The sequence below is a fragment of the Streptomyces dioscori genome, from assembly GCF_003024195.1.
Lineage (GTDB): Bacteria > Actinomycetota > Actinomycetes > Streptomycetales > Streptomycetaceae > Streptomyces > Streptomyces dioscori.
Genome location: NZ_KZ679046.1, coordinates 1 through 23,885, shown reverse-complemented (window position 1 = coordinate 23,885; position 23,885 = coordinate 1). Strand labels below are relative to the sequence as shown.

Here is a 23,885-nt window from a genome sequence, read left to right as displayed (position 1 = left end):
GAGCGTCACCCCTGTTGACACCTGTCTCAGCGAATGGACGCGCGCATGCCCGTACGCACCGATCCCGCCGACGGCCGAACGCCCGGCGGCCCGGAGGCCCGGAGGCCCGGGTTCAGGCTTCGAGACCCCGCTCCCGCTCCGCCACACCGTCCAGGCGCACCAGCAGCTCCGGTACGTCGACCCCCGCGCGCCCCAGCACCTCCACGGCCCGCGACTCGGGTTCGGCGACGAGCGCGGCGAGCAGGTCGACGCCGTCCGCGAACGGCTCACCCCGCCGCACGGCACGGGCGTACGCGTCCGCCATGACGCCGGCCGCCACCGGCGACCAGCCGTCCCCGGTCACCGTCGGTACGGCACCGGAGTCCTCGACGGAACTCTGCCAGCGGAGCCCGTAGCCGATGCTGCGCTGGACGAGATAGCCGAGCAGCCGGGCGACCTGCGGGCCGCTCTCGAAGGCTTCGCGCACCTCGGGGTCCGACTCCAGGAGCGTATGCAGCAGGTGAGCCGTGTCGATCTGCCGGTCACCGTCCCGCAACGCCCTTCTGCGCGCACTCGCGACCATCGCCGCCAGCTCGGCACTGAGGTGGGCCTCGGCATCGGGGCCCACCGGGCCGCGCTCGGCGGCCTGCTGGTGGGGGCTGTGGGAAAGACGGTGTTGCACGTCTCTCACCTCATCAGCCCGTCGGCATCCCGTCATCCGCGCGGGGAAGCATTCTCGCGTCCGACACAGGGTGGGCACCGGTGTCCGGCTCCTCCTCCTTACGGATGACATCACGCTGTTTCCCCCGCACCCAGCGCGCGCCGCTTTGCTCTGCGCCCCTTGCGCAACCGTGTCGCTCCGGCGCTCGTCCACACGGACATGGAGAGCAGGTGCTGGCTGGTGGCCCTGCCGTCGGTGGACGGCAGACAGTACGTGTACCGGGTCTACGCACCCGAGGACGCACTGCTCGCCGACCTGTTCTGGGAGGCATGGCACTGCCACGACGAAGGGCCTTTCCCGCGCGCGTGGGACGTGTTCGACGCGGCGGTGATACGACGGATGCACTGACCCCGCCGCCGCACCTCCACACTCCCTGACGGTTCATCAGTATTGAATGTTCACGGTTCTACGGCTACGTTCCGCGACACCGTAGCCAGCTGCGCCCGGCGCAGCGCCCGAGACAAAGGGGTGGCCGCATGGCCGAAGTCAGCGCGGAAGCACGGATCGAGGCGCCCGCCGAGAAGGTCTGGGCGCAGCTCACGGACTTCTCCTCGTACGGCGAGTGGAACTCCACCCACACCAGCTTCCCCAAGGGCGGCCCGGAGACTCTCGAAGTCGGCGGCACCTTCGAGGAGAACATGAAGCTCATGGGTTTCCCCGCCGAGGTGAACTGGACCATCGAGGAGCTGGAGACGGCCCGTACGCTCGCGATCCGCGGCAAGGGGCCGATGTCCGTCACGGTCACCACGCGCTACACCCTGATTCCGGACGGGGAAGCCACCACGGTCCGTATCGACGGCGAGTTCACGGGCGCCGCCGTCTCACTGATGGCGGGCAAGCTCAAGGACTCGGCCACGGCGGCCCTCAACGAGTCCCTGCGCAAACTGAGCGGGCTCGTCTCCTGAAGGACTCCCCGCCACCCCCACACACATTTCCACACGCACGCAGCCCCCACTCCGTCCCCCGGCCGCATGGGGGGCACCTCGAAGTCGAGGCACCCCCCTTGGCGCGGCCCGCCGTCACGGCCCGTTCGGCCGGGTGCCCCATCAGTCCTCGTCGGCGAGGATCAGATACAGCTTCTTGCGTGATTCGTTGATGACGGCCAGCGCCTTCTCGCGCTGCTCCTTGCTGCCGGTCTTCCAGACCTGCCCGAACGCCTCCATCAGACCGAAGCCGGCCTGCCGGATGTCGCTCAGCGCCTCCCAGTCGACCCCGCGCCCCGCGTCCTCCCAGGGCGCTTCCGGGCCTTCCTCGGCCGCGGCGCGACCCTCCTCGGTCAGCGAGAACAGCTTCTTGCCGCCGTCGGTCGCACTGCTGATCAGACCTTCGTCCTCCAGCAGCTGAAGGGTGGGGTACACCGAGCCGGGGCTGGGCTTCCACGCCCCGCCGCTGCGCTCGGCGATCTCCTGGATCATCTCGTAGCCGTGCATGGGCCGGTCCTTGAGCAGGGCCAGGATCGACGCGCGCACATCGCCGCGCCGCGCCCTGCCGCGCGGTCCGCCCCGGCCGCCGCGCCCGCCCCAGGGGCCCGGGCCGAAGCCGGGACCACCGAAGCCGGGCCCGAAGGGGCCGAACGCCCCGCGCCTGCCTTCGAAGCCGCCTTCACCGGGACCGCCAGGGCCACCAGGGCCACCCCGGCCGCGTCCACGGCCGTGTCCATGCCCATGACCGGGGCCGAAGCCCGGTCCGTATTCCTCTCCATGGGAACGCATCGCCATCACTCCATTCCATCGTTGATCTGTCGCGATGCGTCAACGATATATCGGAACAGCTCGCCCGACAAGCCCCTTCCAGCGGAAGAGGGCCGCCCGTCCCGGATTGGCCTTGGTCCACGCCCCTGAGCAGCGCCTAGCGTCGGGCGCATGCGGATTCGTATCGTCGACGCCTTCACCGACCGCCCCTTCGCCGGCAACCCGGCCGGGGTCCTCCTCCTCGACGCCTCGGCGTCCTTCCCGGACGACGCCTGGCTGCAGAACGTGGCCCTGGAGGTCAACCACGCCGAGACGGCGTTCGCCCACCCCCTTCCCGAAGGAGGTGAGGCCGACTGGGCGCTGCGCTGGTTCACCCCCGCCGCCGAGGTCGCGATGTGCGGCCACGCGACACTCGCCACCGCCCATGTGCTGGTCACCACGGGAGCCGTACAGGGCCCCGTGCGGTTCGCCACGAGAAGCGGTGTGCTCATCGCGACCCCCAGGGACGACGGCTCCCTCACGCTGGACTTCCCGACCGCCCCGCTCACCGCGGTCGAGATCCCGGCGGGCGTCGCGACGGCCCTGGGCGCCGAGCCCCTCTCCACCCATGACACCGGCCCGAACATCGGTGACCTGCTCGTCGAACTCGCCGACGAGAAGACAGTCCTGGGCCTGACCCCGGACACCGTGTCCCTGGGGCGCTACTCCGAACGCGGCGTCATCGCCACGGCCCGCGCCGAAGACCCCTCCCGGGGCTACGACTTCGTGTCCCGCTGCTTCTTCCCGAACATCGGCATCGACGAGGACCCCGTCACCGGCAGCGCCCACACGGCCCTCGCCCCGTTCTGGTCGGAGCGCCTCGGCCGGACCGAACTCACCGGCCTCCAGGCCTCGGCCCGCTCCGGGCGCGTCCGTACGGAACTCCGGGGCGACCGCACCCTGCTCTCGGGCCGCGCGGTCACCGTGATCGAGGGCGACCTGCTCGTCTGACCAGCGCGAACCGGCCGCGGAACGGACGAAGGGGCGTACGGATCACCCGTACGCCCCTCCGCGTGCCCCGCATGAGCCGAACAGGCTCACCCGCCGCTCAGGCGGTGGGCAGCCAGTCGACCTTCCCCGCCAGCAGCGCGTACCCCACGAACGCCCCGATGTCGAGGAGCGAGTGGGCGACCACCAGCGGCCCGATCCGCCCCCACCGGCGGTAGAGGTAGACGAAGACCACCCCCATCACCATGTTGCCGATGAACCCGCCGATGCCCTGGTAGAGGTGGTACGAGCCGCGCAGCACCGAACTGGCCACCAGCGCGGTGAGCGGGCTCCAGCCCAGCTGGCCGAGTCTGCGCAGCAGGTACCCGACGACGATGACCTCCTCCAGGATCGAGTTCTGGAGCGCGGAGAGGATCAGCACCGGGTACTTCCACCACACCTCGGGCAGCGCCTCCGGCACCACGGTGAGGTTGAACCCGAGTCCGCGTGCCGCCAGATAGAAGGCGATGCCCGTACTGCCGATGACGGCGGCGACCCCCGCTCCGCGGGCGAGGTCGAACCACGGGCGCGTGCGGTCGAACCCGAGAGTGCGCAGCCCCTTGCCCTCGCGGATCAGGAAGTGCGCGACCAGGGCGACCGGCACCAGCGCGGACGCGATCCCGAAGAGCTGCCAGGCCAGATCGAGCCAGGGTCGGCCCGGGGCGGCCGAGGCGTTGAGCGTGGCCGCCTGGTCCTTCAGGCCTCCCGGTCTGGTGACCGAGCCGACAAAGCTGATCAGCGCCGAGACCCCGCTGGCCCCGAGCGAGACTCCCAGTACGAGCAGCGTCTCGTCGCGGAGAATCCGCCGCGCGGGCTGTCCCTCGGCAAAAGAATCAGCCATCGGCTCCTGCCCCACCTGCACTCATGCCTCCAGTTGCGTAATCCCGCCTCATCCCCATCTTCGCCCCGCTAGGGTCTCGAAAGAAGTTGCGAAGATCGTGCGTGACAGGCCGTCGAGGGACGGACGCCATGTGGGGTGCACATCCCGTGTGCCATACCATTCGGCCATTTCACCGTTTCAACGGCTCCGGGCTCGATCAGGGAGGGGCACCACCGCCATGGGACGTCACAGCTTGCCCGACGGGTTGCGCAGGGGCGGCACCGGCCCCCGGTCACACACGCGGCACCGCAATGTGGCGCTCGCGACGGCCCTGGTGACCATCCTCGCCGGCGGTACCGTCGCCGCGATCGACAGCGGCCTGCTCTCCTTCGGCTCGTCCTGCTGGGACAGCACCGTACGGCTGAGGATCGCCGCGGCTCCCGGCATCGCGCCCGCGCTCAAGGAGGCGGCCCAGTACGCCCGGGACCACGACGTGACGTCCGACGGCAGCTGCCTCGACGTCCGCGTGACCGCGCAGGACACCTACAAGGTCGCCGACGCCCTCCGGTCGAAGCGCAAGAACGCGACCGAGTTCGAGGCGTGGGTGCCGGACTCGGGCGTGTGGGTGGACAGGGTCATGGCCGACAACCAGTCGATCTCGGTGACACCGGCGGGCAATGTCGCCTCCTCGCCCATCGGTGTCGCCATGGTCCCGTCGGCCGCGAAGTCCCTCGGCTGGCCCAGGAAGACGTACTCCTGGACCGAGCTGGCCGGGGTCACCATGACGAGCGACCGCCTCAAGCTCGGCGCGGGCGACCCCTCGCGCAGCGCCACGGGTCTGCTCGCGCTGACCCAACTGGCGCAGACGGCGGGGAAGTCCAAGGGCGGCGACACCCTGGCTGCGGCCACCGCCAAGGCCCTCTCGCAGCGCACCTCCGACAGCGATGGCCAGGTCCTGGACACCCTGCCGCGCGACCTCTCCGGCACCGAGCAGGGCAACCCGAAGCGCAACCAGGCGCTGATCCTCTCCGAGCAGGCGGCGTTCGCGTACAACGAGTCGGCGGACAGCGGCGACGATCTCGACCTCTTCTATCCCAAGGACGGCGCGCCCCGGCTCGACCATCCGTTCGCGCTGGTCGACGAGCCCAACCTGACCACGGACGAGAGCCGGGCCGCCCTGCGGTTCATGACGCTGCTGGGCGAGCGCGACGGGCGCAGGATCCTGGAGAAGCACGGCTTCCGTACGGATGAGGACGAGACCCCGGCAAAGCTGGTGGCCGAGGCCGGCGGCCGGGCCCCGCAGCCGTACCGGGAGGTGCCCGAGAGGCCCGCCACGGACAAGGAGATCGAGGAAGCCCTCGGCATGTGGACCATCACGGTGCAGAGTGCCCGGCTCACCACGGTCGTCGACGCCTCCTCGTCCATGTCGGACCCGGTGCCGGGCACCAGCGAGTCCCGGATGGACGTGACCAAGGCGGCGCTGCTCCAGGCTCTGGCCACGTTCACGCCGGAGGACGAGATAGGGCTGTGGAAGTTCTCCAGAAGGATCGACGGAAAACGCGACTACCGCGTCCTCGTACCGACCGACCGGCTCGGCGACCAGGTGGACGGCAGCACCCAGCGCGATCGGCTGTCGGCGGCCTTCAGTGACCTCAAGCCGGTCAAGGACGGCTCGACCGGCCTGTACGACACCACGCTGGCCGCGTACAAGGAGGCCGTGAACTCCTACACGAAGGGCAAGTTCAACGCGGTGGTGCTGCTTACCGACGGGGTGAACCAGGATGCCGGGAGCATCTCGCGCGCCGGCCTGATCGCCGAACTCCGCAAGATCGCCGACCCGGAGCGCCCCGTGCCCCTGATCGCGATCGCCGTGGGCCCGGACGCCGACAAGAAGGAACTGAACGAGATCGCGGAGGCGACCGGCGGCTCGGGACACCTGGTCACCGACCCGTCCCAGATCCACGCGGTGATCCTGAAGGCCGTGGTGAAGGCGGGCGACACGGACTGACCCGCCCTCACCCCGACGGACCTCAGCCCAGCGGAACGGCCGGCTCCGGCAGCCCGACCGGCCAGGTGTGCACCGGCTCACCGAGATGCATCAGCTCGCTGTACCGCTTCGTCGTGGCGGCCAGCGCCTCATCCCGCCCCATGTTGCCCTCCAGGGCCTTGTGGAACGTACGGGACTGCCAGGAAGCGCCGTTGACGCCCCGCTTGCACCGTTCCTCGATCACTCCGAGGTAGAGGTCCCGGTCGGCGGGCTCGACGCCCCACGCGTCCAGTCCCGCCGCGGCGAGCGGCAGCAGTTCGTCGCGCACCAGCTGCACCCCGGGCACGCGCGTGACCCCGCCGTACCTGCCGTGCCGCGGCCACTCCAGCTGCGCGTCGATGCCGTACCGGCAGGCCTGGTCGAAGTTGGCGGCCGCGGCCTCGAAGGGCAGCCGGGTCCAGATGGGCCGTGCCTCCGCGGCGAGGGCGCGCACGAGCCCGTAGTAGAAGACCGTGTTGGCGACGACGTCGATCACCGTGGGCCCCGCGGGCAGCACACGGTTCTCGACCCGCAGATGCGGGACGCCGTCGGCGATGCCGTACACCGGACGGTTCCAGCGGTACACGGTGCCGTTGTGCAGCACGAGTTCGGCGAGGCTGGGGATGCCGCCCTCGTCGAGGACGCGTATCGGGTCCTCCTCGTCCCGCAGCGGCAACAGGGGCGGGAAGAAACGCAGGTTCTCCTCGAAGAGGTCGTACGCCGAGGAGATCCACCGTTCGCCGAACCAGGTGCGCGGCCGCACTCCCTGCGCCTGGAGCTCGGGCGGGCGGGTGTCGGTGGACTGCTGGAACAGCGGCGGCCTCGACTCGCGCCACAGCTCACGGCCGAAGAGGAACGGCGAGTTGGCGCCCACGACGATCTGCGCCGCGGCCGCGACCTGAGCGGCGTTCCACACGTCGGCGAACCGGTCCGGGGTGACCTGCAGATGCAACTGCACAGACGTACAGGCCGCTTCGGGGGCGATGGACGCCGAGGTGCACGTGAGCCGCTCCACGCCCTCGATGTCCAGGGTGAAGTCCTCACCGCGGGCCGCGACGATCTGGTCGTTGAGCAGCGTGTAGCGGTCCACGTCCGAAAGGTTCGCCGAGACCAGGTCGTCCCGGGCGAGGGTCGGCAGAATACCGATCATCACGATTCCGGCATCGACCTCGTTCGCCTTCCGGTGGGCGTACGCGAGAGAGGTGCGCAGTTCCTCGGCGAGCCGGTCGAATACCCGACCTTCGAGCCGGTGGGGAGCAATGTTGACTTCCAGATTGAACATGGCGAGTTCTGTTTGGAAATCACGGCTCGCGATTCGTTCGAGTACTTGCGCATTCATCATTCTCGGCATGCCGTCGGGGCCCGCGAGATTCAGCTCGACCTCCAGGCCCATCAGATTCCTGGGCCGGTCGAACCGCTCCTCCGCCAGCAGGCGCGCGAGCCCCTCCAGGCACTGCTGCAGCTTTTCTCGGTACCGTCGGCGGTCGGACAGACCGATGGTCCCCGCCACGACCTTCTCCCCCATCGAAGCTTCCCTCCTCGACTGGGCCGCCCGAAGAACCGGCCGCTGGTGTCCCGGGTCACGGAAGATGATGCCCAGGCAATGTGATCGATAACGCCCCGGACCTGCCCCCCGGGCACTACTCTGGACTCAGCTCTCGTCGGGCACATTCACTAGGCATGAGGCACCACATTTTTCTTGACGGTCGACTCTGTCGTGAAAAACGCCGACGAGAACCGGCCGTCCACTTCGGAAGAGTATTCCGAGGTCATCGACGGGTACCCGCCGAGAACCAGGACCAAACACACGTATCGGCGACCTAATTGCCACTTGCACTTAATGCGCGGAACAGCTAGCTGAAACACGGCCTGAACACGTGTCGTATAAACTCCGCGAACGAGGCAGAGAGTTGGCGCTCGTGGTCGCAGGGCCTGTCGTCGAGGTGACGGCGTAAACCCGAAGGGCGGCCCGTGCGGCGTCCTGTGCGTGCGATCGCAAAGTCGCCGGAAGGATCTTGTAGCGAACGAGGCTACCGGAGCCCTCCGGCCTCTCGGCGAGCATGCGTGCCGGACACCGCGCGGCAGGCATCACTTCGGCGACAGGCCCTATGCCCCCGCCCCTTTGACCCCGAGAGCTGACAGCGCCGTCCGCCCCCGCCCCCGCGCCACCATGCCTGTCGAATGAGAGGCGACCCACCATGCCGCTGCACGTCCCTCCGGCTCCCGCGCCGGCATTGCGCACCGTCCTCACGGCCCTCGGTTCCCCGACCGCGGTCCGTGAAGCCCGTACCCCGTCACTCCGCGACACCCAGGGACCCCTCACCGCCGAACTCCCGCTGCCCGTCCACGTACTCGACCGAATCACCCCGGCGGGTACCCCGGCCACCCGGCTCGCCGGATGGCGCTTCCTCATCCGCTGCCACGAACGCGCGGTGGCGGCCGCGGACACCAGGCTGACCCCCGACGGCTGGGCCTTCTCCCACTTCTTCGAAGGCCCGTACGTCACCGCCACCGAGCGCGCCCTGCGCCAGGCGGAGACGATGCAGGGGTCGTACCAGCCACGTCTGCTCTCGGTACCCGAGCTCTACATGCTCACACTCTGGCTGCACGGCGACTTCACCGCCGACGGCACGAAGGGGCACCTCGCCGCCACCGATCTGCTGGTGCCACTGGCACCCGCCCCGCCCGGTATCGCCGCCCACCGCCCGCACCGCGTGGCCGAACTGCTGCCCGTCCTGACCAACCGGCTGGCACCAGCCGCCACTCCCCTGCTCGGCTCACCCGCCTGAGCACACCTCGGTCCCACCGCCCCGCGGCCACCACCCCGGCCGCGGGGCACATTGCTGTGCGCGCCGACCGATGAAGAAGCGAGAGAAGCGAGAGAGGGACATGGGGAGGGCGTTGCTCGGAGTGACACGTGCAAGACAGAGCGCACTCCCGGCCCATCCGGACTAGCCCCATCCGACCATTGCGAACCACCCGAAGGGACACCCCAGTTGGGATGAACCGTCCGCACGGGTGATGCGTCATCAACCTGTGAGGAGCGCTGGCGCCAAATCCCTGCGGATTGACGCCCATAGGGCAACACTGGGTTCCGGACCATCTGACAAACGGGGGGCGGCCATGGACGCCAGTTCGAGCCGCGGAACAGACAACACATCGAGCACCGACCTCACACCGAAGCGAAAGATCCCATCAATGTGCCAGCACCAGCGACCGTGCCCGACAGCCGACTCCGCCGACCGGGAGGCAGCGCTCCTCGTGGCGCACCACCCGGAGCAGGGATGGAGCCTGCTGTGCAACGGCGTCCTGCTCTTCGAGGACACCGGCGAGCTTCTGCCGGACGGCCGGATCATCGCGCCGCACCGGCCGCTGGCCCTTGATGTGATGACCGCTGCCTGAGCGGCACAGCACGCCACGGACGACGAGAACGGACAGCGGGGCCGGCCCCGGGAAGCACTCCCGGAACCGGCCCCGACGCATGTCCGGGCGCGACTACTCCTCGTAGGCGTCCAGCGGCGGGCAGGAACAGACCAGGTTCCGGTCGCCGTACGCCTGGTCGATGCGCCGCACCGGCGGCCAGTACTTGTCGGCGGCCGAGACCCCGGCCGGGAACACGGCCTCCTCGCGGCTGTACGCGTGCTCCCAGGTGTCGCCGAGCGCGCCCGCCGTGTGCGGGGCGTTGCGCAGCGGGTTGTCGTCCGCCGCCCACTCGCCCGAACCGACCTTCTCGATCTCCGCGCGAACGGCGATCATCGCGTCGCAGAACCGGTCGAGTTCGGCCAGGTCCTCGCTCTCGGTGGGCTCGATCATCAGCGTGCCGGCCACCGGGAACGACATCGTCGGCGCGTGGAACCCGTAGTCGATGAGCCGCTTGGCGACGTCGTCGACGCTCACACCGGTCGCCTTGGTGAGGGGCCGGAGGTCGATGATGCACTCGTGCGCCACGAGCCCGCCGGGACCGGTGTAGAGGACCGGGAAGTGCGGCTCCAGACGCTTGGCCACGTAGTTGGCGCTGAGCACGGCGACCTGCGTGGCCCGCTTGAGCCCTTCCCCGCCCATGAGCCTGACGTACGCCCACGAGATGGGCAGGATGCCCGCGGAGCCCCAGGGAGCGGCGGAGACCGGGCCCACGCCCGTCTCCGGCCCCGCGGCGGGCTGCAGCGGGTGGTTCGGCAGGTACGGCGCCAGGTGCGCGCGCACCCCGACCGGACCGACGCCGGGACCGCCGCCGCCGTGCGGGATGCAGAAGGTCTTGTGCAGGTTGAGGTGCGAGACGTCGCCGCCGAAGTGCCCCGGCTTGGCGAGCCCCACCAGCGCGTTGAGGTTGGCGCCGTCGACGTAGACCTGCCCGCCCGCCTCGTGCACCTGCGCGCAGATGTCGGCGACGTGCTCCTCGAACACCCCATGGGTCGAGGGGTACGTGATCATCAGCACGGACAGCTCGTCACGGTGCTGCTCGATCTTGGCCCGCAGGTCCTCGACGTCGATCTCGCCGTCCTCGGCGGTCTTCACGACGACGACCTTCATCCCGGCCATCACCGCGCTCGCGGCGTTCGTGCCGTGCGCGGACGACGGGATGAGGCAGACGGTGCGCTGCTCGTCACCGTTGGCCCGGTGGTAGCCGCGGACGGCCAGCAGACCGGCCAGCTCGCCCTGCGAACCGGCGTTGGGCTGGAGCGACACGTTGTCGTAGCCCGTCACCTCGGCGAGCCGCTCCTCCAGCTCACGGATGAGCGTGAGGTAGCCCTGCGCCTGCTCGGCAGGCGCGAACGGGTGCAGCTGCCCGAACTCGGGCCAGGTGACCGGCTCCATCTCGGTGGTCGCGTTGAGCTTCATGGTGCACGAGCCGAGCGGGATCATGCCCCGGTCGAGCGCGTAGTCGCGGTCCGCGAGCCGGCGCAGGTAGCGCAGCATCGCGGTCTCCGAGCGGTACTGGTGGAAGACCGGGTGCGTGAGGTACTCGTCGGTGCGCAGCAGCGGGGCCGGCAGCGTGTCCTCGGCCGTCCCGTCCAGCGCGGCCACATCGCCGTCGACGCCGAACGCCGACCAGACGACACCCAACTGGGCCCGCGTGGTCGTCTCGTCGCAGGACAGGGAGAGGTGGTCCGCGTCCACCAGGTGGAGGTTGACCCCGCCCTGCCGGGCGGCGGCGAGCACCTCGGCGGCCCGGCCCGGCACCCGCACGGTGAGGGTGTCGAAGTACGCCTCGTGGACGACCTCGGCCCCGCCCGCCGTCAGACCGGCGGCGAGGATCGTGGCGTACCGGTGGGTGCGCCGGGCGATGCCCTTCAGCCCCTCGGGACCGTGGTAGACGGCGTACATGCCCGCCATCACGGCGAGCAGCACCTGGGCCGTGCAGATGTTGCTGGTCGCCTTCTCACGGCGGATGTGCTGCTCACGCGTCTGCAGGGCCAGGCGGTACGCCTTGTTGCCGTCCGCGTCCACGGAGACGCCGACGAGCCGACCGGGCAGGCTGCGCGCGAACTTCTCCCGTACGGCCATGTATCCGGCGTGCGGCCCGCCGAAGCCCATCGGCACACCGAAGCGCTGGGTCGTACCGACGGCGATGTCGGCGCCCAGCTCGCCGGGCGAGGTGAGCAGCGTCAGGGCGAGGAGGTCGGCGGCGACGGTGACGACCGCGCCCCGCTCGTGCGCCTGCTCGACGACGGGCTTCAGGTCGCGTACGGCACCGGAGGCGCCGGGGTACTGCAGCAGCACGCCGTTGATCTCACGCCCGGCGAGCCCCTCGGGGATGCCGTCGCGCAGATCGGCGACGACCACCTCGACACCGGTGGGCTCGGCGCGCGTCTGGATCACCGCGATGGTCTGCGGCATGGTGTCCGCGTCGATGAGGAAGAGGCCCTTCTTGTTCTTCCCCATGCGCCGCGACAGGGCCATGGCCTCGGCGGCCGCCGTGCCCTCGTCGAGCAGCGAGGCCCCGGAGGTCGGCAGTCCGGTCAGCTCGGCGACCACGGTCTGGAAGTTCAGCAGGGCCTCCAGCCGCCCCTGCGAGATCTCCGGCTGATACGGCGTGTACGCCGTGTACCAGGCGGGATTCTCCATGACGTTGCGCAGGATGACGGGCGGCGTGAACGTCCCGTAGTAACCGAGCCCGATCATGGAACCCAGCACCTGGTTGCGATCCGCGAGAGAACGCAGCTCGGCCTGCACCTCGGCCTCGGTGCGCGCGCCCGGCAGTTCGAGCGCGTCGGCGTTCTTGATCACATCCGGCACCGCGGCGGCCGTCAGCTCGTCGAGCGAGCCGTACCCCACCTGCGCGAGCATCTTGGCGCGGGCCTCGGAGTCGGGCCCGATGTGACGCTGCTCGAAGGGGATTCCCTGTTCGAGCTCGGAGAGCGGAATACGTTGGGCGGTCATTGCGGAGGCCTCCTGGTCTGACGACCTTCGAGGGGCACCACTGTGCGGTGCCCGAACGGCCTCCCCCTCTGTCATCTCAACCTGAGAGCTTCACCGGCTCGCCGTGAAGGCGCACCGGCTTTCACCGTCGGTGAGAGCGGAGCCCGTCGAATACTCGAACACCCCTCTGCTTTCCAGAGTGACCTCGTCCATGCGGTACGTGTGCCTGAGAGATTCCGGGGAGGATTTGCTCCTTCGGCGCCTCCGTTGAAGCCTGGAGGACTCTCCCGCACGGGGTCAGCAGCCGTCGCCCAGCCTACCAGCGGGGTTCCCTCAAGTGGCCGCCCACCTCAAGATGCTCTTTCGTAGTGCTTACGGATGAGTTGCGAGCAGCTGGAGGGCCCGTGCAGACCGACATCGATCCGCGCAACCTGATAGGCCGCAAGGCGTTCGACCGCAACGGCACGAGGATCGGCACCGTCGACGAGGTCTACCTCGACGACGCGACCGGCGCACCGGAGTGGGCTGCCATCCGCACCGGCCTGTTCAGCCGGGACGCCTTCGTCCCCCTGGAGCCCAGCGAAGTGATCGCCGAATCCCTGCACGTCCCGTTCGAACGCTCCCTGATCAAGGACGCCCCCGACTTCGGCGTAGGCCGCCACCTCTCCCCCGAACAAGAACTACAGCTCTACCACCACTACGGCCTGGACATCTCCCCCGCACCCCCTTTCCCGGACAAAGACTTCGGCCACCTGGCAAACAGCGAAGACCCCACCTGACACCCCGCCCCCGTGGCCCCCGAGCGGCACGGGGAACGGCGCAATCCTTTGCCTTCAGGGGCGCGGGGAACGGCGCGGCCAGCCACAACGAACCCGCACCCTCACTACGCCCCCTCACCCCTCCCCAGGCGCCGCAGGCCCCGCAGGCAACGGCTCAACCAACGGCAACGGCTCCGCCGACTCCAACAAAGGATCATCAACCCGAAACGTCTTCACCCGCCCCGGCCCGGACCCGGGCGTCTCGAACCGCACAGTCACCCTCCCCAGCCCACTCCCCTGCACCCACCCGTGCCCGAACTCGACATGCCGAACATCGTGCCCCGCCCACCACACCCGCTCCGCGGGCTCACCCCCCGCAGACTCCACGACGTCGACGGCACCGGCACCGGCACCGGCACCCCCGCCCACCTGGGCCTCCTCCACCCGCTCACCCGAGGCCCCCTCCTCCACCCCCGCCGCAGCGGCCCGCGCCTGCGCGAAAAGATCCTCCTGCGTGTAATCGGCAAGCCCGGTCACACCCACCCCCAGCAACCGCACACCCCCCGTGGTGTCCACCGCCTCCAGCAGCCGCGCGGCGGCCTCCCGCACCACGGCCGGATCGTCCGTAGGCCCCCGCAACGTCTCGGACCGTGTCAGCGTCGAGAAGTCGTACCGCCGCACCTTCAGCACGATGGTCCGCCCGGAAAGGTGGGCCCCCCGCAACCGCTGGACGCACCGGTCCGCAAGCCGCTGCACCTCCATGCGCACGCGCACCCGGTCGTGGATGTCCACGTCGTACGTGTCCTCGACGGACACCGACTTGGTGTCCCGCTCGGCCACCACGGGCCGCTCGTCGCGGGCCAGCGCCATGGCGTACAGGGCGAGTCCGTGGGCCTTCCCCAGAAGCCGTACGAGCTCGTCCTCCCCCGCCTCGGCGATCTCCCCGACCGTGCTGATCCCGCCCCGCCGCAGATGATCGCCGGTGGCCGGCCCCACCCCCGGCAGGATGCGTACCGACATCGGCGCGAGCAGCGCCCGCTCGGTGCCCGGTTCTATCAGCACGAGTCCGTCCGGCTTGGCCTGCTCGGAGGCGATCTTCGCGAGCATCTTGCAGGCCGCGAGACCCACGGACCCGGTCAGCCCCGTGACGGCCCGGATGTCGTCGCGCAGTTTCCTGGCGGCCAGCAGCGCGGACGCCTCGTCCCAGGCCGTCTCCCCGGCCTCCAGATCCACGAACGCCTCGTCCAGGCTCAGCGGCTCCACCAGCGGCGACAGCTCCCGCAGCAGCCCCATGACCTGCTCGCTGATCTGCCGGTAGAGACCGAAGCGCGGTACGAGGTACGCGGCGTTCGGCGCCAGCCGGCGGGCCTGCGCCATGGGCATCGCCGAATGCACCCCGAAGACCCGCGCCTCGTACGAACAGGTGGAGACCACACCACGCGGTCCGAGGCCGCCCACGATGACCGCTTTCCCGCGCAGGCTCGGCTTGGACGCCTGCTCGGCCGAAGCGAAGAAGGCATCCATGTCGAGATGCAGGATCGTGGGCGCGGTTCTCACATGTCCGATGCTGCCCTACGCCACTGACAATGCCCCGCCCCGTCGCCCCACGAAGCACCGCGGGGCCACCGTCCCACCCGCTACGACCACCCCGGACCGCCCTGTTGCGGCCTCAGACCGCCCGGTTGCGGCGCCGGGCCAGCTCGTCCGCCGGATTGGTCCCGACGAGCGTCTCGCCCGTGTCCACCCGCTCTCCGTGCAGCTGCGAGAGCGCGCCCTCGACGTCCCGCCACACCACGCCCACGGCGATGCCGAAGATGCCCTGGCCGCCCTGGAGAAGGGCGTGGACCTCGTCGGGCGAGGAACACTCGTAGACCGTCGCGCCGTCGCTCATCAGCGTCATCCGCTCCAGGTCGCAGGAGCCACGCTCCTTGAGGTGCTGGACCGTGGTGCGGATGTTCTGCAGCGAGACCCCCGTGTCGAGGAACCGCTTGACGATCTTCAGGACGACCACGTCCCGGAAGCTGTAGAGCCGCTGCGTCCCCGACCCGTGGGCGGGCCGCACACTCGGCTCGACCAGGCCGGTGCGCGCCCAGTAGTCCAACTGCCGATAGGTGATCCCGGCGGCCGCGCAGGCCGTGGGCCCGCGATAGCCGATCTCCTCGGACGCCACCTCGCCGTCCCCCGGCACCGCCGTCGGCCGCTGTACGTGATCGGCCGCGCTGCTGTGAAGCGGGTACGGGCCACTGTCCCCCAGACCGCGTCCGGGAACACCCCCAGCCGTACCGTCGCCGCTGCTTCTCACGCCGACCTCCGTCCTTGACCTGCCTTCTCGACGGTAGGCAGTCACCAGGGGCTCGTCAACGATCGCCACACTCGGCACGCCGGGTGATAATCACCCTGAGAGTGGTTTCCCGTGCCCCACTGCGGGGAAAGGCTAGCCGAATGCTCTCGGGACGGTGGCCGCACGGCCCGTCGTCCGACGGCCCCGGAGGGTCACCGAGCGCCTTCTCGCGCCACCTTCGGCTGTCGGGCCGTCACTGGCTGTTGGTCCCGAAGTCCTCGGGCGAGATCTGGTCGAGGAACTCGCGGAACTTCTCCACCTCGTCCTCCTGCTCGTCCGGGATCGCGATGCCGGCGTCGTCCAGGACGCCGTCGCTGCCGTAAATGGGCGTCCCGGTGCGCAGGGCCAGCGCTATGGCGTCGGACGGCCGCGCGCTCACCTCGACTCCACTGGCGAACACCAGCTCCGCGTAGAAGACGCCCTCCCGCAGGTCGGTGATGCGCACTTCGGTCAGCTCCTGGCCGACGGCCTCCAGCACGTCCTTGAACAGATCGTGGGTCAGCGGTCGCGCGGGGGCCATGCCCTGCTGCGCGAAGGCGATCGCCGTCGCCTCCCCCGGACCGATCCAGATGGGGAGGTAACGGTCGCCTCCCACTTCACGCAGGAGCACGATCGGTTGGTTGGAGGGCATTTCGACCCGGACACCTACGACGTCGAGCTCGTTCACACAGCAACCCTAGGCCGTGCCCGGCACCTTTGGGTAGTCGAGCACGGAATGGGTGCCCTATCCCACGTTCCACGTCCTGCGTCCGCGCGGGTCGCCGGGTCAGGGAAGCCGTACCCCGAGAGCCGACTGCACCAGGGCTGCGTGCAGCTTCACGGCGAGTCCCGCCAGCTCCTTGGTGCGCTCCTGCGCGTGTGCCCTGGTCTGCGGGTTGCGGTGCAGCCGCAGGGGCGCCACGACCTGGTCCACCAGGCCGGCCTCGCGGTCGGCGGCGGCTTTCACGGCGCGCAGATGCCGCGGCTCGATCCCGAACCGCCCCAGTTCCAGGACCAGTCCGGCGACGGTCACCGCCTCGGCGTCGTACACCCCGTCCAGGAGCGGGGTGATGAGCCCGTACGACTCCCACTCGGCGAGCTCCTGCTCACCGATCTCGGCGGCGGCCAGCAGCTCGGCCCGCCCGATGCGGGCGACGACAGGCCCTTCCGGCTCGCTCAGCGCCTCACCGTCGCGCTGGCGCCCCACGGAGGGCAGAGGAGCCGCCTCTCCGCGCCCCATGGCGTCCAGGTGCTCACGGATGACCTTCAGAGGCAGATAGTGGTCCCGCTGCATCCTCAGGACGTGTCCGAGGCGCTCGACGTCGTCCTCGCTGAACTTGCGGTATCCCGAGGGGGTGCGCTGCGGCTCGATGAGGCCCTCGGACTCCAGGAAACGAATCTTGGAGACGGTGACCTCGGGAAATTCATCACGGAGCACGTTCAGCACCGTGCCGATGCTCATCAGTCCGTGGTCCGTGGCGGCGGCGCCGTGTCCGGCACCGCCGCTCGGTGTTCGAAGCATGGACCTTCCCTGGGGGTCTCCCCGGACAAAGTCTGGGGGAGGGTCAGATGCCCCGCTGGCTCGCGTAGAAGACCAGCCGGTACTTGCCGATCTGCACCTCGTCACCGTTCGACAGGGGGACCCGGTCGATGCGCTCCCGGTTGACGTACGTGCCGTTGAGGCTGCCGACGTCCGCCACCGTGAACGAACCGTCGGGCTCACGGCGGAACTCCACATGGCGGCGCGACACGGTCACGTCGTCCAGGAAGATGTCGCTCTGCGGATGACGGCCGGCGGTCGTCAGATCGCCGTCCAGCAGGAAGCGGCTGCCCGAGTTGGGCCCCCGCCGCACCACCAGGAGCGCCGAGCCGAGGGGCAGGGCGTCGACGGCGGCCTGCGCCTCGGGAGACAGCATCGGCATCTGCGTCTGGCCGGTGGCCTCGGCATCGTAGGCCTCAAGACCGGAGATGGAGATCGTCGAGGTGGTCTCCGACGGACGCTCCGGGGTCGCCCCGGCCCGCAACGGCGCACCACAGTTGGAGCAGAAGCGACTCGCTTCCGCGTTGCGGTTACCGCACCTCGTACACACCAGGGCCGACATGGACGGATCCTCCTGCCGCGGCTGCCCCGCCGGGGTATTGGACGCGTACGGGTCGGAGCCGAAACCTCCACCCGCACCTGAGGTTGACGGATCCCCGAAACCTATGCGCCCCGACTGGGCAGGGTCAACAGACGGCGCGCCCTGACCACCGGAAATGTCACCGGGCGGCCCACCCACCTGGTCCCGGAACAGCGGGCGGTCCCCCTGCTCCTCGCCTTCAGCGGGGCGCGGTGCGCGATGCCGGGCAGTGGCGTTGTCGCTGCCCTCTCGTGCGCTCTTGCCGAACAACTTCGCAAACAACTTCACGGGCGATTCCCCTTGACCGAAACAGACCCGCCCGTGGGGCAGGACGAACCCTGATTGCACACACCGGTCGAGCCGGACACCCTCACAACGTCCGTATCCACCAGACAGTTTCCACCACGCACCACCCATTCGGTGCGTCGACCCCCCGCAAGCTCATGCCCTCGGAGAGCCACCTCCAAGCGCCCCCGGTTCACTGGGAGGACGACCGAGCGTAGTCAGGCTGCTCGGCGGGTCGCAAGGCGTCCACGACGATCTTGTCCGAGCGCTCCACCGTGACAGTGGCCTGCTCCTTCTCCAAAGTCTGCACCACTCCGCCAGGGATGTTGAGCGCCGGTTCGAGGTCCTGAGGTTTGCCGATGACCTTGAAACGATACGGGGAGCTGATCTTGTTCCCGTCCACGGCGACTCCCCCGCTCACATCAGTCAGATAGGTGCCCGCGACGATCCGCACGCCATTGACCTGGATCGCCTCAGCGCCCGCCGCACGGAGCTCCTGGACCGCGTCGAGCAGCATGTCGGCCTCGACCGTCCCTTTCCCGTCGTCGATCGTCAGCGTGATGCCGGGGCCCTGCGCCGCCACGGTGCCCGCCAGAATGCCGAGTTGTTTCTCCTTCTCGACCGTCTGCTTGCGGGCCTCCTCGGCCTGGTCCGAGCTGTTCTCCAGCTCGGTGCGCTGATCCTCCAGCCCCTGCTTCTCCTCTTCCAGACGCTGTGTACGGTCGTCGAGTTCATCGAGGATGCGTACGAGGTCCTCCTGGCGTGCGCCGCGCAGGGCGCCGTCGCTGTCGCTGTTGGACGCGACCTGGACGGCCAGGCCGAATCCGAGGCCGAACAGCAGCAGCGCGACGATGAGTTGCGCGCGGGACACCCGCGGCGGCCACAGCCCGTTCACGAGGCGCTGACGGCCGGTGGGACCGGCCGGCCCGGCCGGTTCCTGCTCGGCCCGCTCGGCGCCGGGCACAGGCGCCGCCTCCGGAGCCTTCGTCCGGACCTCTTCGGGCAGTTCTTCGCGCAGCGGGTTCTCGGAGGTTCCCGGCGTCTCGTCGTTGCTGCTCATCGGCCTCACGCCCGGAAGACGTGCCGGCGGATCGCGGCGGCGTTGGAGAAGATGCGAATGCCCAGGACGACCACGACACCCGTGGACAGCTGGGCGCCCACGCCCAACTTGTCACCCAGGAAGACGATCAGCGCGGCCACCACGACGTTGGACAGGAACGACACCACGAAGACCTTGTCGTCGAAGATCCCGTCGAGCATCGCCCGCAGACCTCCGAACACGGCGTCGAGCGCCGCGACGACGGCGATCGGAAGATAGGGCTCGACCATCGCCGGAACCTCGGGCCGGACCAGCAATCCAGCCACGACTCCCACGACGAGGCCCAGTACGGCGATCACGATGTGCCTTTCTCTGTGCTCGGTTGTGCTGTTCGTACGATCACACTCGGTGCTGCGGGCAGCCGGACCTCGTCCTCGGCGGAGATACTGGTCCTGATCCCGAAGTTCTCGTGCAGGGCCTGCAGATACTGCCCGTCCCCGCTGTTCTGGAACTTGCTGCGCAGCCGGTCCCCGTCCCCCACGGCCAACACCGTGTACGGGGGCACCAGCGGCTTGTTGTCGACCAGTATCGCGTCGCCCGCGGCCCTGATCGCGGACAGGGCCGTCAGCCGCTGTCCGTTGATGGTGACGGCCTCGGCGCCCGACTCCCACAGCCCGTTGATGACCCGCTGCATGTCGCGGTCGCGTACGCGCCCGGTGTCGGAGAAGCCCGAGGTCTCCCGCGCGTCCCCGTCACCGGCGTGGTCGGCTTCCTTCGCGTCGTCCACGACGAGCTTCACACCGGGACCGTGCACTTCGAGGGCTCCGGACAGGATCCCCACCAGCTCGCCCTGGTCACCGCCGTGCTTCTTCAACGCCTCACGCTGCCGGGCCCCGACATCGTCACGGAGCTCGTCGATGGCGTCCTCAAGGTCCTCGGCCGCAGACTGCTCGCCGTCGATGCGGTCGATGAGCTCCTCGCGCTCCTTGGCGACCACCGGAGCCGCTATCCGCGCCTGCGCCGCGCCCACGGTCACCAGCAGCGCCGCGAGCACCAGACCGGCCGCGAGACCGAGCTTCGCCGACAGCTTCTTGGGCATCCCGCCCGTGCCTTCGGCCTTCCGCCGGGCAGCGGCCTCGGCGTACCCCTCGTCAAGACTGTGGTCCATCACGTTGGTGAGCAGCGACATGGACGCGTCCGGGCGCGAGGGGCGCGTGGGGGTGCTCCGAACGGGGGGCTGCTGCGGCATGCCGCACATCGTCGCACGTCGCGACCTGTACCTCCGAACGGCCCCACCGACGTGCCGGACAGGCCCGGTTCGGGGCACTGTCCGGCACGCGCGTGTGCTGCTCAGCGACCGGCGCTGTCCACCACCGACGACCACTCGTCGAGCAGGGCCTGCGCCGAGGCGTCGTCGGGCCCTTCGGCCCACAGGTGGGTGACCGCTTCCGCCGGATCGGGCAGAACCATCACCCAGCGCCCGTCGGTCTCCACGACACGCACCCCGTCGGTCGTGTCGACGAACCGGTCACCGGCCGCTTCGACCACGCGCCGCATCACCAGCCCCTTGACCGCCCAGGGAGTCGCGAGATCGCGCTTGAGGACATGCGCCCGCGGAATCCGCGCGTCGATCTGACTGAGCGTGAGCTGCGTCCGTGCCACCAGACCGATGAGCCGCACGAAGGCCGCCGTACCGTCGAACACGCTGCTGAACTCGGGGATGATGAATCCGCCGCGCCCGTCACCACCGAAGATCGTCGACTCCTCGCGCCCTACGCGCGTCAGATCGTCCGGAGACGTCGTCGTCCAGTCGACCTGCGTCCCGTGGTACGCCGCCACCTGCTCGGCGATCCTCGTGGTGGTCACCGGCAACGCCACACGCCCGCTGCGCCGTTCGGCCGCCACCAGGTCGAGCATGACGAGCAGCGCCCGGTCGTCCTCGATGATCCGGCCCTTCTCGTCGACGAGCGACAGGCGCTCGCCGACCGGGTCGAACCGCACGCCGAACGCGGCCCGTGCGGACGCCACGATCTCGCCGAGCCGCACCATCCCGGACCGGCGGGTGTCCGCCGTCTCCGTGGGACGCGACTCGTCGAGCCCCGGGTTGATGGTCAGCGCGTCGACCCCGAGCTTGCCCAGCAGACTGGGCAGCACCAGCCCGGCGCTGCCGTTGGAGGCGTCCACGACCACCTTGAGCCCGGCGTCGGCGATCCCGGTCGTATCGACATTCCTGAGCAGGGAGCCGGTGTACGAGTCGAAGACGCTGGCCGGGAAGTGCAGATCCCCGATCTCACCGGGGAACGCGCGCCGGTACTCCTGCCGGGCGAACACCCGGTCGAGCTTGCGCTGACTCCCCTGGGACAGGTCCGCCCCGTTCCCGTCGAAGAACATGATGTCGACGGAGTCGGGAACTCCGGGCGTCGTACGGATCATGATCCCGCCGGCGCTGCCCCGCGCGGTCTGCTGCCGCGCCACCGGCAGCGGTACGTTCTCCAGGTCCCGTACGTCCATGGCGCTGGCCTGCAGAGCGGAGATGACCGCCCTCTTGAGCGCGCGAGCGCCTCGGGAGTGGTCACGGGCCGTTGTGACGGTGGACCCCTTCTTGAGGGTCGTCGCGTACGCCCCCGCCAGCCGCACGGCCAGCTCGGGCGTGATCTCGACGTTGAGGATCCCGGTCACGCCACGGGCGCCGAAGAGGTGGGCCTGGCCGCGGGACTCCCAGATGACCGACGTGTTGACGAAGGCGCCGGCCTCGACGGTCTTGAACGGGTACACCCGTACGTTGCCCTGGACGATCGATTCCTCGCCGACGAGGCACTCGTCCCCGATGACGGCGCCGTCCTCGATACGCGCCGCGCGCATGATGTCGGTGTTCTTGCCGATGACACAGCCGCGCAGATTGCTGTGCTGACCGATGTACACGTTGTCGTGCAGTACGGCTTTATGGAGGAACGCGCCGGTCTTCACGACGACGTTGGAGCCCACCACGGTGTGCTCGCGGATTTCGACGTCGGCCTCGACCTTGGCGTAGTCCCCGATGTACAGCGGCCCCCGCAGTACGGCGTCGGGGTGGACCTCGGCGCCCTCGGCGACCCAGACTCCGGGCGATATCTCGAAGCCGTCCAGCTCGACGTCGACCTTGCCCTCCAGGACATCGGCCTGTGCCTTCACATAGCTCTCGTGCGTGCCGACGTCTTCCCAGTAGCCCTCGGCGACATAGCCGTAGATCGGCTTGCCCTCCTTCATCAGCTGAGGGAAGACGTCGCCGGACCAGTCGACGGAGACATCGGCCTCGACATAGTCGAAGACCTCGGGCTCCATGACATAAATTCCGGTGTTCACCGTGTCCGAGAAGACCTGACCCCAGGTCGGCTTCTCAAGAAAGCGCTCGACCTTTCCCTCGTCGTCGACAATGGTGATGCCGAATTCAAGGGGATTGGGAACGCGGGTCAAACAGACCGTTACGAGCCCACCCTTTTCCTTGTGGAAGTTGATGAGGTCGGTGAGGTCGAAGTCGGTCAGGGCATCGCCGGAGATCACGAGGAACGTGTCGTCCTTCAGTGCCTCTTCGGCGTTCTTGACACTGCCGGCAGTACCGAGTGGCTTCTCCTCGTTGGCATAGGTGAGCTCCATACCGAGCTCTTCACCGTCACCGAAGTAGTTCTTGACCAGCGAGGCCAGGAACTGGACGGTGACGACGGTTTCGTTGAGCCCATGCCGCTTGAGCAGCCGTAGCACGTGCTCCATGATCGGGCGATTGGCCACAGGCAGGAGCGGCTTGGGCATGCTTGAGGTCATGGGGCGAAGGCGTGTGCCTTCGCCGCCGGCCATCACGACGGCCTTCATGTCGGAAGCGTCCTCCTTGAAGAGACGGTCTAGCCGACTTCACCCGTCAGATTGTCCCGCACATTCTCGTTGCGGGCCATCAGAGACCTCTACGGCCGCCCATTGGGCGGGCTCAGTCGGCCATGGTTGTCCGCACGAACAAGGCGGCGGACCTGAACCACGTAGAGGATCCCTGCCCACCAATACAGAGTTGTACCCCATCCGGCGAACGCCCATCCGAAAATAGCAGCGAGTGACGCAAGCCATCCACTTCCGTCACTGAGCAGCAACAACGGGAAGGCGTACATCAAGTTGAACGTTGCAGCCTTCCCGAGGAAGTTCACCTGTGGCGGCGGATAGCCGTGCCGCCTGAGGATGCCCACCATCACGAGCAGAACGAGCTCGCGCGCCAGCAGCACACTGGTCAGCCACAGCGGCAGGATCTCGCGCCAGGTGAGCCCGAGCAGGGTCGAGAGGATGTAGAGACGGTCGGCCGCGGGGTCGAGCAGCCGGCCGAGCCCGCTGATCTGGTTCCAGCGCCGGGCGAGCTTGCCGTCCAGATAGTCGCTGATACCGCTCAGCATGAGCACCAGAAGCGCCCAGCCGTCGCTGTTGGGCCCACCGAACTCCGGCCTGAGGATCAGCCACAGAAAGAGCGGTACGCCCGCGAGGCGCGCCATGCTGAGGATGTTCGGGATGGTGAGGACCCGGTCTGTCTGGACGCGGGTCTCCTGGACCTCCACCCGGGGGCCTCCTGTGGGAACGAGCCAACGATGCCCCCTGACCCTACCCTCAGCCATCCGCCCCGGGCGCGGAGGGGTTCGGCCGGCCCTGTCCTGGAACGCAAAAAAGCCCCCGCACCGAAGTGCGGGGGCTTTTCCATCAATATTAGTTCGGCGGCGTCCTACTCTCCCA

Annotated in this window: 22 protein-coding genes and 1 riboswitch; of the genes, 7 read left to right on the top strand and 15 right to left on the bottom strand. The window is 69.2% G+C overall.

The genetic code is table 11. The annotated features are described in order from the left end of the window. Nucleotides 1–112: 112 nt before the first annotated feature. Nucleotides 113–661 (bottom strand): Clp protease N-terminal domain-containing protein, encoded by a 549-nt coding sequence (locus tag C6Y14_RS22750; protein ID WP_404828816.1) that lies wholly within the window; start codon nt 659–661, stop codon nt 113–115. Between the two features lie 198 nt (nt 662–859). Here C6Y14_RS22750 and C6Y14_RS22745 point away from each other — a divergent pair, with 198 nt between their 5' ends. Together C6Y14_RS22745 and C6Y14_RS22740 are read left to right on the top strand one after the other, a co-directional pair. Beyond that, nucleotides 860–1,048, top strand: a complete 189-nt coding sequence (locus C6Y14_RS22745) for a hypothetical protein (RefSeq protein ID WP_199854833.1) — start codon at nt 860–862, stop codon at nt 1,046–1,048. Nucleotides 1,049–1,176: 128 nt separating this feature from the next. Next, nucleotides 1,177–1,605: a type II toxin-antitoxin system Rv0910 family toxin gene (locus C6Y14_RS22740; RefSeq protein ID WP_107018639.1), complete on the top strand. Its 429-nt coding sequence runs from the start codon at nt 1,177–1,179 to the stop codon at nt 1,603–1,605. Between the two features lie 141 nt (nt 1,606–1,746). Here the strand turns inward: C6Y14_RS22740 and C6Y14_RS22735 are convergent, their stop codons facing one another. After that, nucleotides 1,747–2,412: a PadR family transcriptional regulator gene (locus tag C6Y14_RS22735; RefSeq protein ID WP_107018907.1), complete on the bottom strand. Its 666-nt coding sequence runs from the start codon at nt 2,410–2,412 to the stop codon at nt 1,747–1,749. 150 nt (nt 2,413–2,562) lie between these two features. Here C6Y14_RS22735 and C6Y14_RS22725 point away from each other — a divergent pair, with 150 nt between their 5' ends. Beyond that, a complete protein-coding gene (locus tag C6Y14_RS22725) occupies nt 2,563–3,381 on the top strand; it encodes a PhzF family phenazine biosynthesis protein (protein ID WP_107018638.1) in 819 nt (272 codons plus the stop codon). A gap of 97 nt (nt 3,382–3,478) precedes the next feature. Here the strand turns inward: C6Y14_RS22725 and C6Y14_RS22720 are convergent, their stop codons facing one another. Then, entirely contained in the window at nt 3,479–4,258 is a 780-nt protein-coding gene (locus tag C6Y14_RS22720; RefSeq protein WP_107018637.1) for a CPBP family intramembrane glutamic endopeptidase, read from the bottom strand. Nucleotides 4,259–4,475: 217 nt separating this feature from the next. Between C6Y14_RS22720 and C6Y14_RS22715 the strand changes: the two genes are divergently transcribed. Next, nucleotides 4,476–6,245, top strand: coding sequence for a substrate-binding domain-containing protein (locus C6Y14_RS22715; RefSeq protein WP_107018636.1), 1,770 nt, complete (start codon nt 4,476–4,478; stop codon nt 6,243–6,245). 22 nt (nt 6,246–6,267) lie between these two features. On the opposite strand, the gene C6Y14_RS22710 is transcribed toward C6Y14_RS22715, so the two are convergent. Next, nucleotides 6,268–7,788 carry a glutamate--cysteine ligase gene (locus C6Y14_RS22710; RefSeq protein WP_107018635.1) on the bottom strand — a complete coding sequence of 507 codons (1,521 nt, stop codon included), beginning with the start codon at nt 7,786–7,788 and terminating at the stop codon, nt 6,268–6,270. A 673-nt stretch (nt 7,789–8,461) separates the two neighbouring features. Here C6Y14_RS22710 and C6Y14_RS22705 point away from each other — a divergent pair. Then, the gene (locus C6Y14_RS22705) at nt 8,462–9,052 is read left to right on the top strand and encodes a hypothetical protein (protein WP_107018634.1); all 591 of its coding nucleotides are present in this window, start codon (nt 8,462–8,464) and stop codon (nt 9,050–9,052) included. A 409-nt stretch (nt 9,053–9,461) separates the two neighbouring features. Next, the gene (locus tag C6Y14_RS22700; RefSeq protein ID WP_107018633.1) at nt 9,462–9,665 is read left to right on the top strand and encodes a DUF5999 family protein; all 204 of its coding nucleotides are present in this window, start codon (nt 9,462–9,464) and stop codon (nt 9,663–9,665) included. A gap of 93 nt (nt 9,666–9,758) precedes the next feature. On the opposite strand, the gene gcvP is transcribed toward C6Y14_RS22700, so the two are convergent. Continuing rightward, nucleotides 9,759–12,644: an aminomethyl-transferring glycine dehydrogenase gene (gene gcvP, locus C6Y14_RS22695; RefSeq protein WP_107018632.1), complete on the bottom strand. Its 2,886-nt coding sequence runs from the start codon at nt 12,642–12,644 to the stop codon at nt 9,759–9,761. Nucleotides 12,645–12,827: 183 nt separating this feature from the next. Beyond that, a riboswitch (glycine riboswitch) is annotated at nt 12,828–12,923 on the bottom strand. A 104-nt stretch (nt 12,924–13,027) separates the two neighbouring features. On the opposite strand from gcvP, the gene C6Y14_RS22690 reads away from it, so the two are divergent. Next, nucleotides 13,028–13,402 (top strand): PRC-barrel domain-containing protein, encoded by a 375-nt coding sequence (locus C6Y14_RS22690; protein WP_107018631.1) that lies wholly within the window; start codon nt 13,028–13,030, stop codon nt 13,400–13,402. A 114-nt stretch (nt 13,403–13,516) separates the two neighbouring features. On the opposite strand, the gene C6Y14_RS22685 is transcribed toward C6Y14_RS22690, so the two are convergent. From C6Y14_RS22685 to C6Y14_RS22640, 10 genes are all read right to left on the bottom strand, one after another. Continuing rightward, on the bottom strand, nt 13,517–14,938 hold the full coding sequence (locus C6Y14_RS22685) for a DNA polymerase IV (protein WP_107018630.1): 1,422 nt from the start codon (nt 14,936–14,938) through the stop codon (nt 13,517–13,519). 112 nt (nt 14,939–15,050) lie between these two features. Beyond that, nucleotides 15,051–15,683: a MerR family transcriptional regulator gene (locus C6Y14_RS22680; RefSeq protein WP_107018629.1), complete on the bottom strand. Its 633-nt coding sequence runs from the start codon at nt 15,681–15,683 to the stop codon at nt 15,051–15,053. A gap of 232 nt (nt 15,684–15,915) precedes the next feature. Beyond that, the gene (locus C6Y14_RS22675) at nt 15,916–16,389 is read right to left on the bottom strand and encodes a bifunctional nuclease family protein (RefSeq protein ID WP_006123076.1); all 474 of its coding nucleotides are present in this window, start codon (nt 16,387–16,389) and stop codon (nt 15,916–15,918) included. A gap of 99 nt (nt 16,390–16,488) precedes the next feature. Beyond that, nucleotides 16,489–17,223: a transcriptional regulator FtsR gene (ftsR, locus tag C6Y14_RS22670; protein WP_107018628.1), complete on the bottom strand. Its 735-nt coding sequence runs from the start codon at nt 17,221–17,223 to the stop codon at nt 16,489–16,491. A 43-nt stretch (nt 17,224–17,266) separates the two neighbouring features. Next, nucleotides 17,267–18,238: an FHA domain-containing protein gene (locus C6Y14_RS22665; protein ID WP_107018627.1), complete on the bottom strand. Its 972-nt coding sequence runs from the start codon at nt 18,236–18,238 to the stop codon at nt 17,267–17,269. Nucleotides 18,239–18,299: 61 nt separating this feature from the next. Beyond that, on the bottom strand, nt 18,300–19,166 hold the full coding sequence (locus C6Y14_RS22660) for a DUF881 domain-containing protein (RefSeq protein ID WP_107018626.1): 867 nt from the start codon (nt 19,164–19,166) through the stop codon (nt 18,300–18,302). A 5-nt stretch (nt 19,167–19,171) separates the two neighbouring features. Next, nucleotides 19,172–19,504 carry a small basic family protein gene (locus tag C6Y14_RS22655; protein WP_046587749.1) on the bottom strand — a complete coding sequence of 111 codons (333 nt, stop codon included), beginning with the start codon at nt 19,502–19,504 and terminating at the stop codon, nt 19,172–19,174. Further along, nucleotides 19,501–20,403, bottom strand: a complete 903-nt coding sequence (locus C6Y14_RS22650; RefSeq protein ID WP_107018625.1) for a DUF881 domain-containing protein — start codon at nt 20,401–20,403, stop codon at nt 19,501–19,503. The genes C6Y14_RS22655 and C6Y14_RS22650 overlap by 4 nt, the downstream gene beginning before the upstream one ends. A 92-nt stretch (nt 20,404–20,495) precedes the next feature. Continuing rightward, nucleotides 20,496–22,991, bottom strand: a complete 2,496-nt coding sequence (locus C6Y14_RS22645; RefSeq protein ID WP_107018624.1) for a mannose-1-phosphate guanyltransferase — start codon at nt 22,989–22,991, stop codon at nt 20,496–20,498. 89 nt (nt 22,992–23,080) lie between these two features. Beyond that, nucleotides 23,081–23,713, bottom strand: a complete 633-nt coding sequence (locus C6Y14_RS22640) for a CDP-alcohol phosphatidyltransferase family protein (protein ID WP_107018623.1) — start codon at nt 23,711–23,713, stop codon at nt 23,081–23,083. Between the last annotated feature and the right edge of the window lie 172 nt (nt 23,714–23,885).

Excerpts from the sequence above, each read along its gene's own strand:
- C6Y14_RS22705 (WP_107018634.1), top strand. The coding sequence starts at position 8,462 with ATGCCGCTGCACGTCCCTCCGGCTCCCGCGCCGGCATTGCGCACCGTC.
- C6Y14_RS22710 (WP_107018635.1), bottom strand. The coding sequence starts at position 7,788 with ATGGGGGAGAAGGTCGTGGCGGGGACCATCGGTCTGTCCGACCGCCGA.
- ftsR (WP_107018628.1), bottom strand. The coding sequence starts at position 17,223 with ATGCTTCGAACACCGAGCGGCGGTGCCGGACACGGCGCCGCCGCCACG.
- C6Y14_RS22700 (WP_107018633.1), top strand. The coding sequence starts at position 9,462 with ATGTGCCAGCACCAGCGACCGTGCCCGACAGCCGACTCCGCCGACCGG.
- C6Y14_RS22715 (WP_107018636.1), top strand. The coding sequence starts at position 4,476 with ATGGGACGTCACAGCTTGCCCGACGGGTTGCGCAGGGGCGGCACCGGC.
- C6Y14_RS22745 (WP_199854833.1), top strand. The coding sequence starts at position 860 with ATGGAGAGCAGGTGCTGGCTGGTGGCCCTGCCGTCGGTGGACGGCAGA.
- C6Y14_RS22720 (WP_107018637.1), bottom strand. The coding sequence starts at position 4,258 with ATGGCTGATTCTTTTGCCGAGGGACAGCCCGCGCGGCGGATTCTCCGC.
- C6Y14_RS22665 (WP_107018627.1), bottom strand. The coding sequence starts at position 18,238 with ATGGGTGGTGCGTGGTGGAAACTGTCTGGTGGATACGGACGTTGTGAG.
- C6Y14_RS22725 (WP_107018638.1), top strand. The coding sequence starts at position 2,563 with ATGCGGATTCGTATCGTCGACGCCTTCACCGACCGCCCCTTCGCCGGC.
- C6Y14_RS22660 (WP_107018626.1), bottom strand. The coding sequence starts at position 19,166 with ATGAGCAGCAACGACGAGACGCCGGGAACCTCCGAGAACCCGCTGCGC.
- C6Y14_RS22650 (WP_107018625.1), bottom strand. The coding sequence starts at position 20,403 with ATGTGCGGCATGCCGCAGCAGCCCCCCGTTCGGAGCACCCCCACGCGC.
- gcvP (WP_107018632.1), bottom strand. The coding sequence starts at position 12,644 with ATGACCGCCCAACGTATTCCGCTCTCCGAGCTCGAACAGGGAATCCCC.
- C6Y14_RS22740 (WP_107018639.1), top strand. The coding sequence starts at position 1,177 with ATGGCCGAAGTCAGCGCGGAAGCACGGATCGAGGCGCCCGCCGAGAAG.
- C6Y14_RS22735 (WP_107018907.1), bottom strand. The coding sequence starts at position 2,412 with ATGCGTTCCCATGGAGAGGAATACGGACCGGGCTTCGGCCCCGGTCAT.
- C6Y14_RS22645 (WP_107018624.1), bottom strand. The coding sequence starts at position 22,991 with ATGAAGGCCGTCGTGATGGCCGGCGGCGAAGGCACACGCCTTCGCCCC.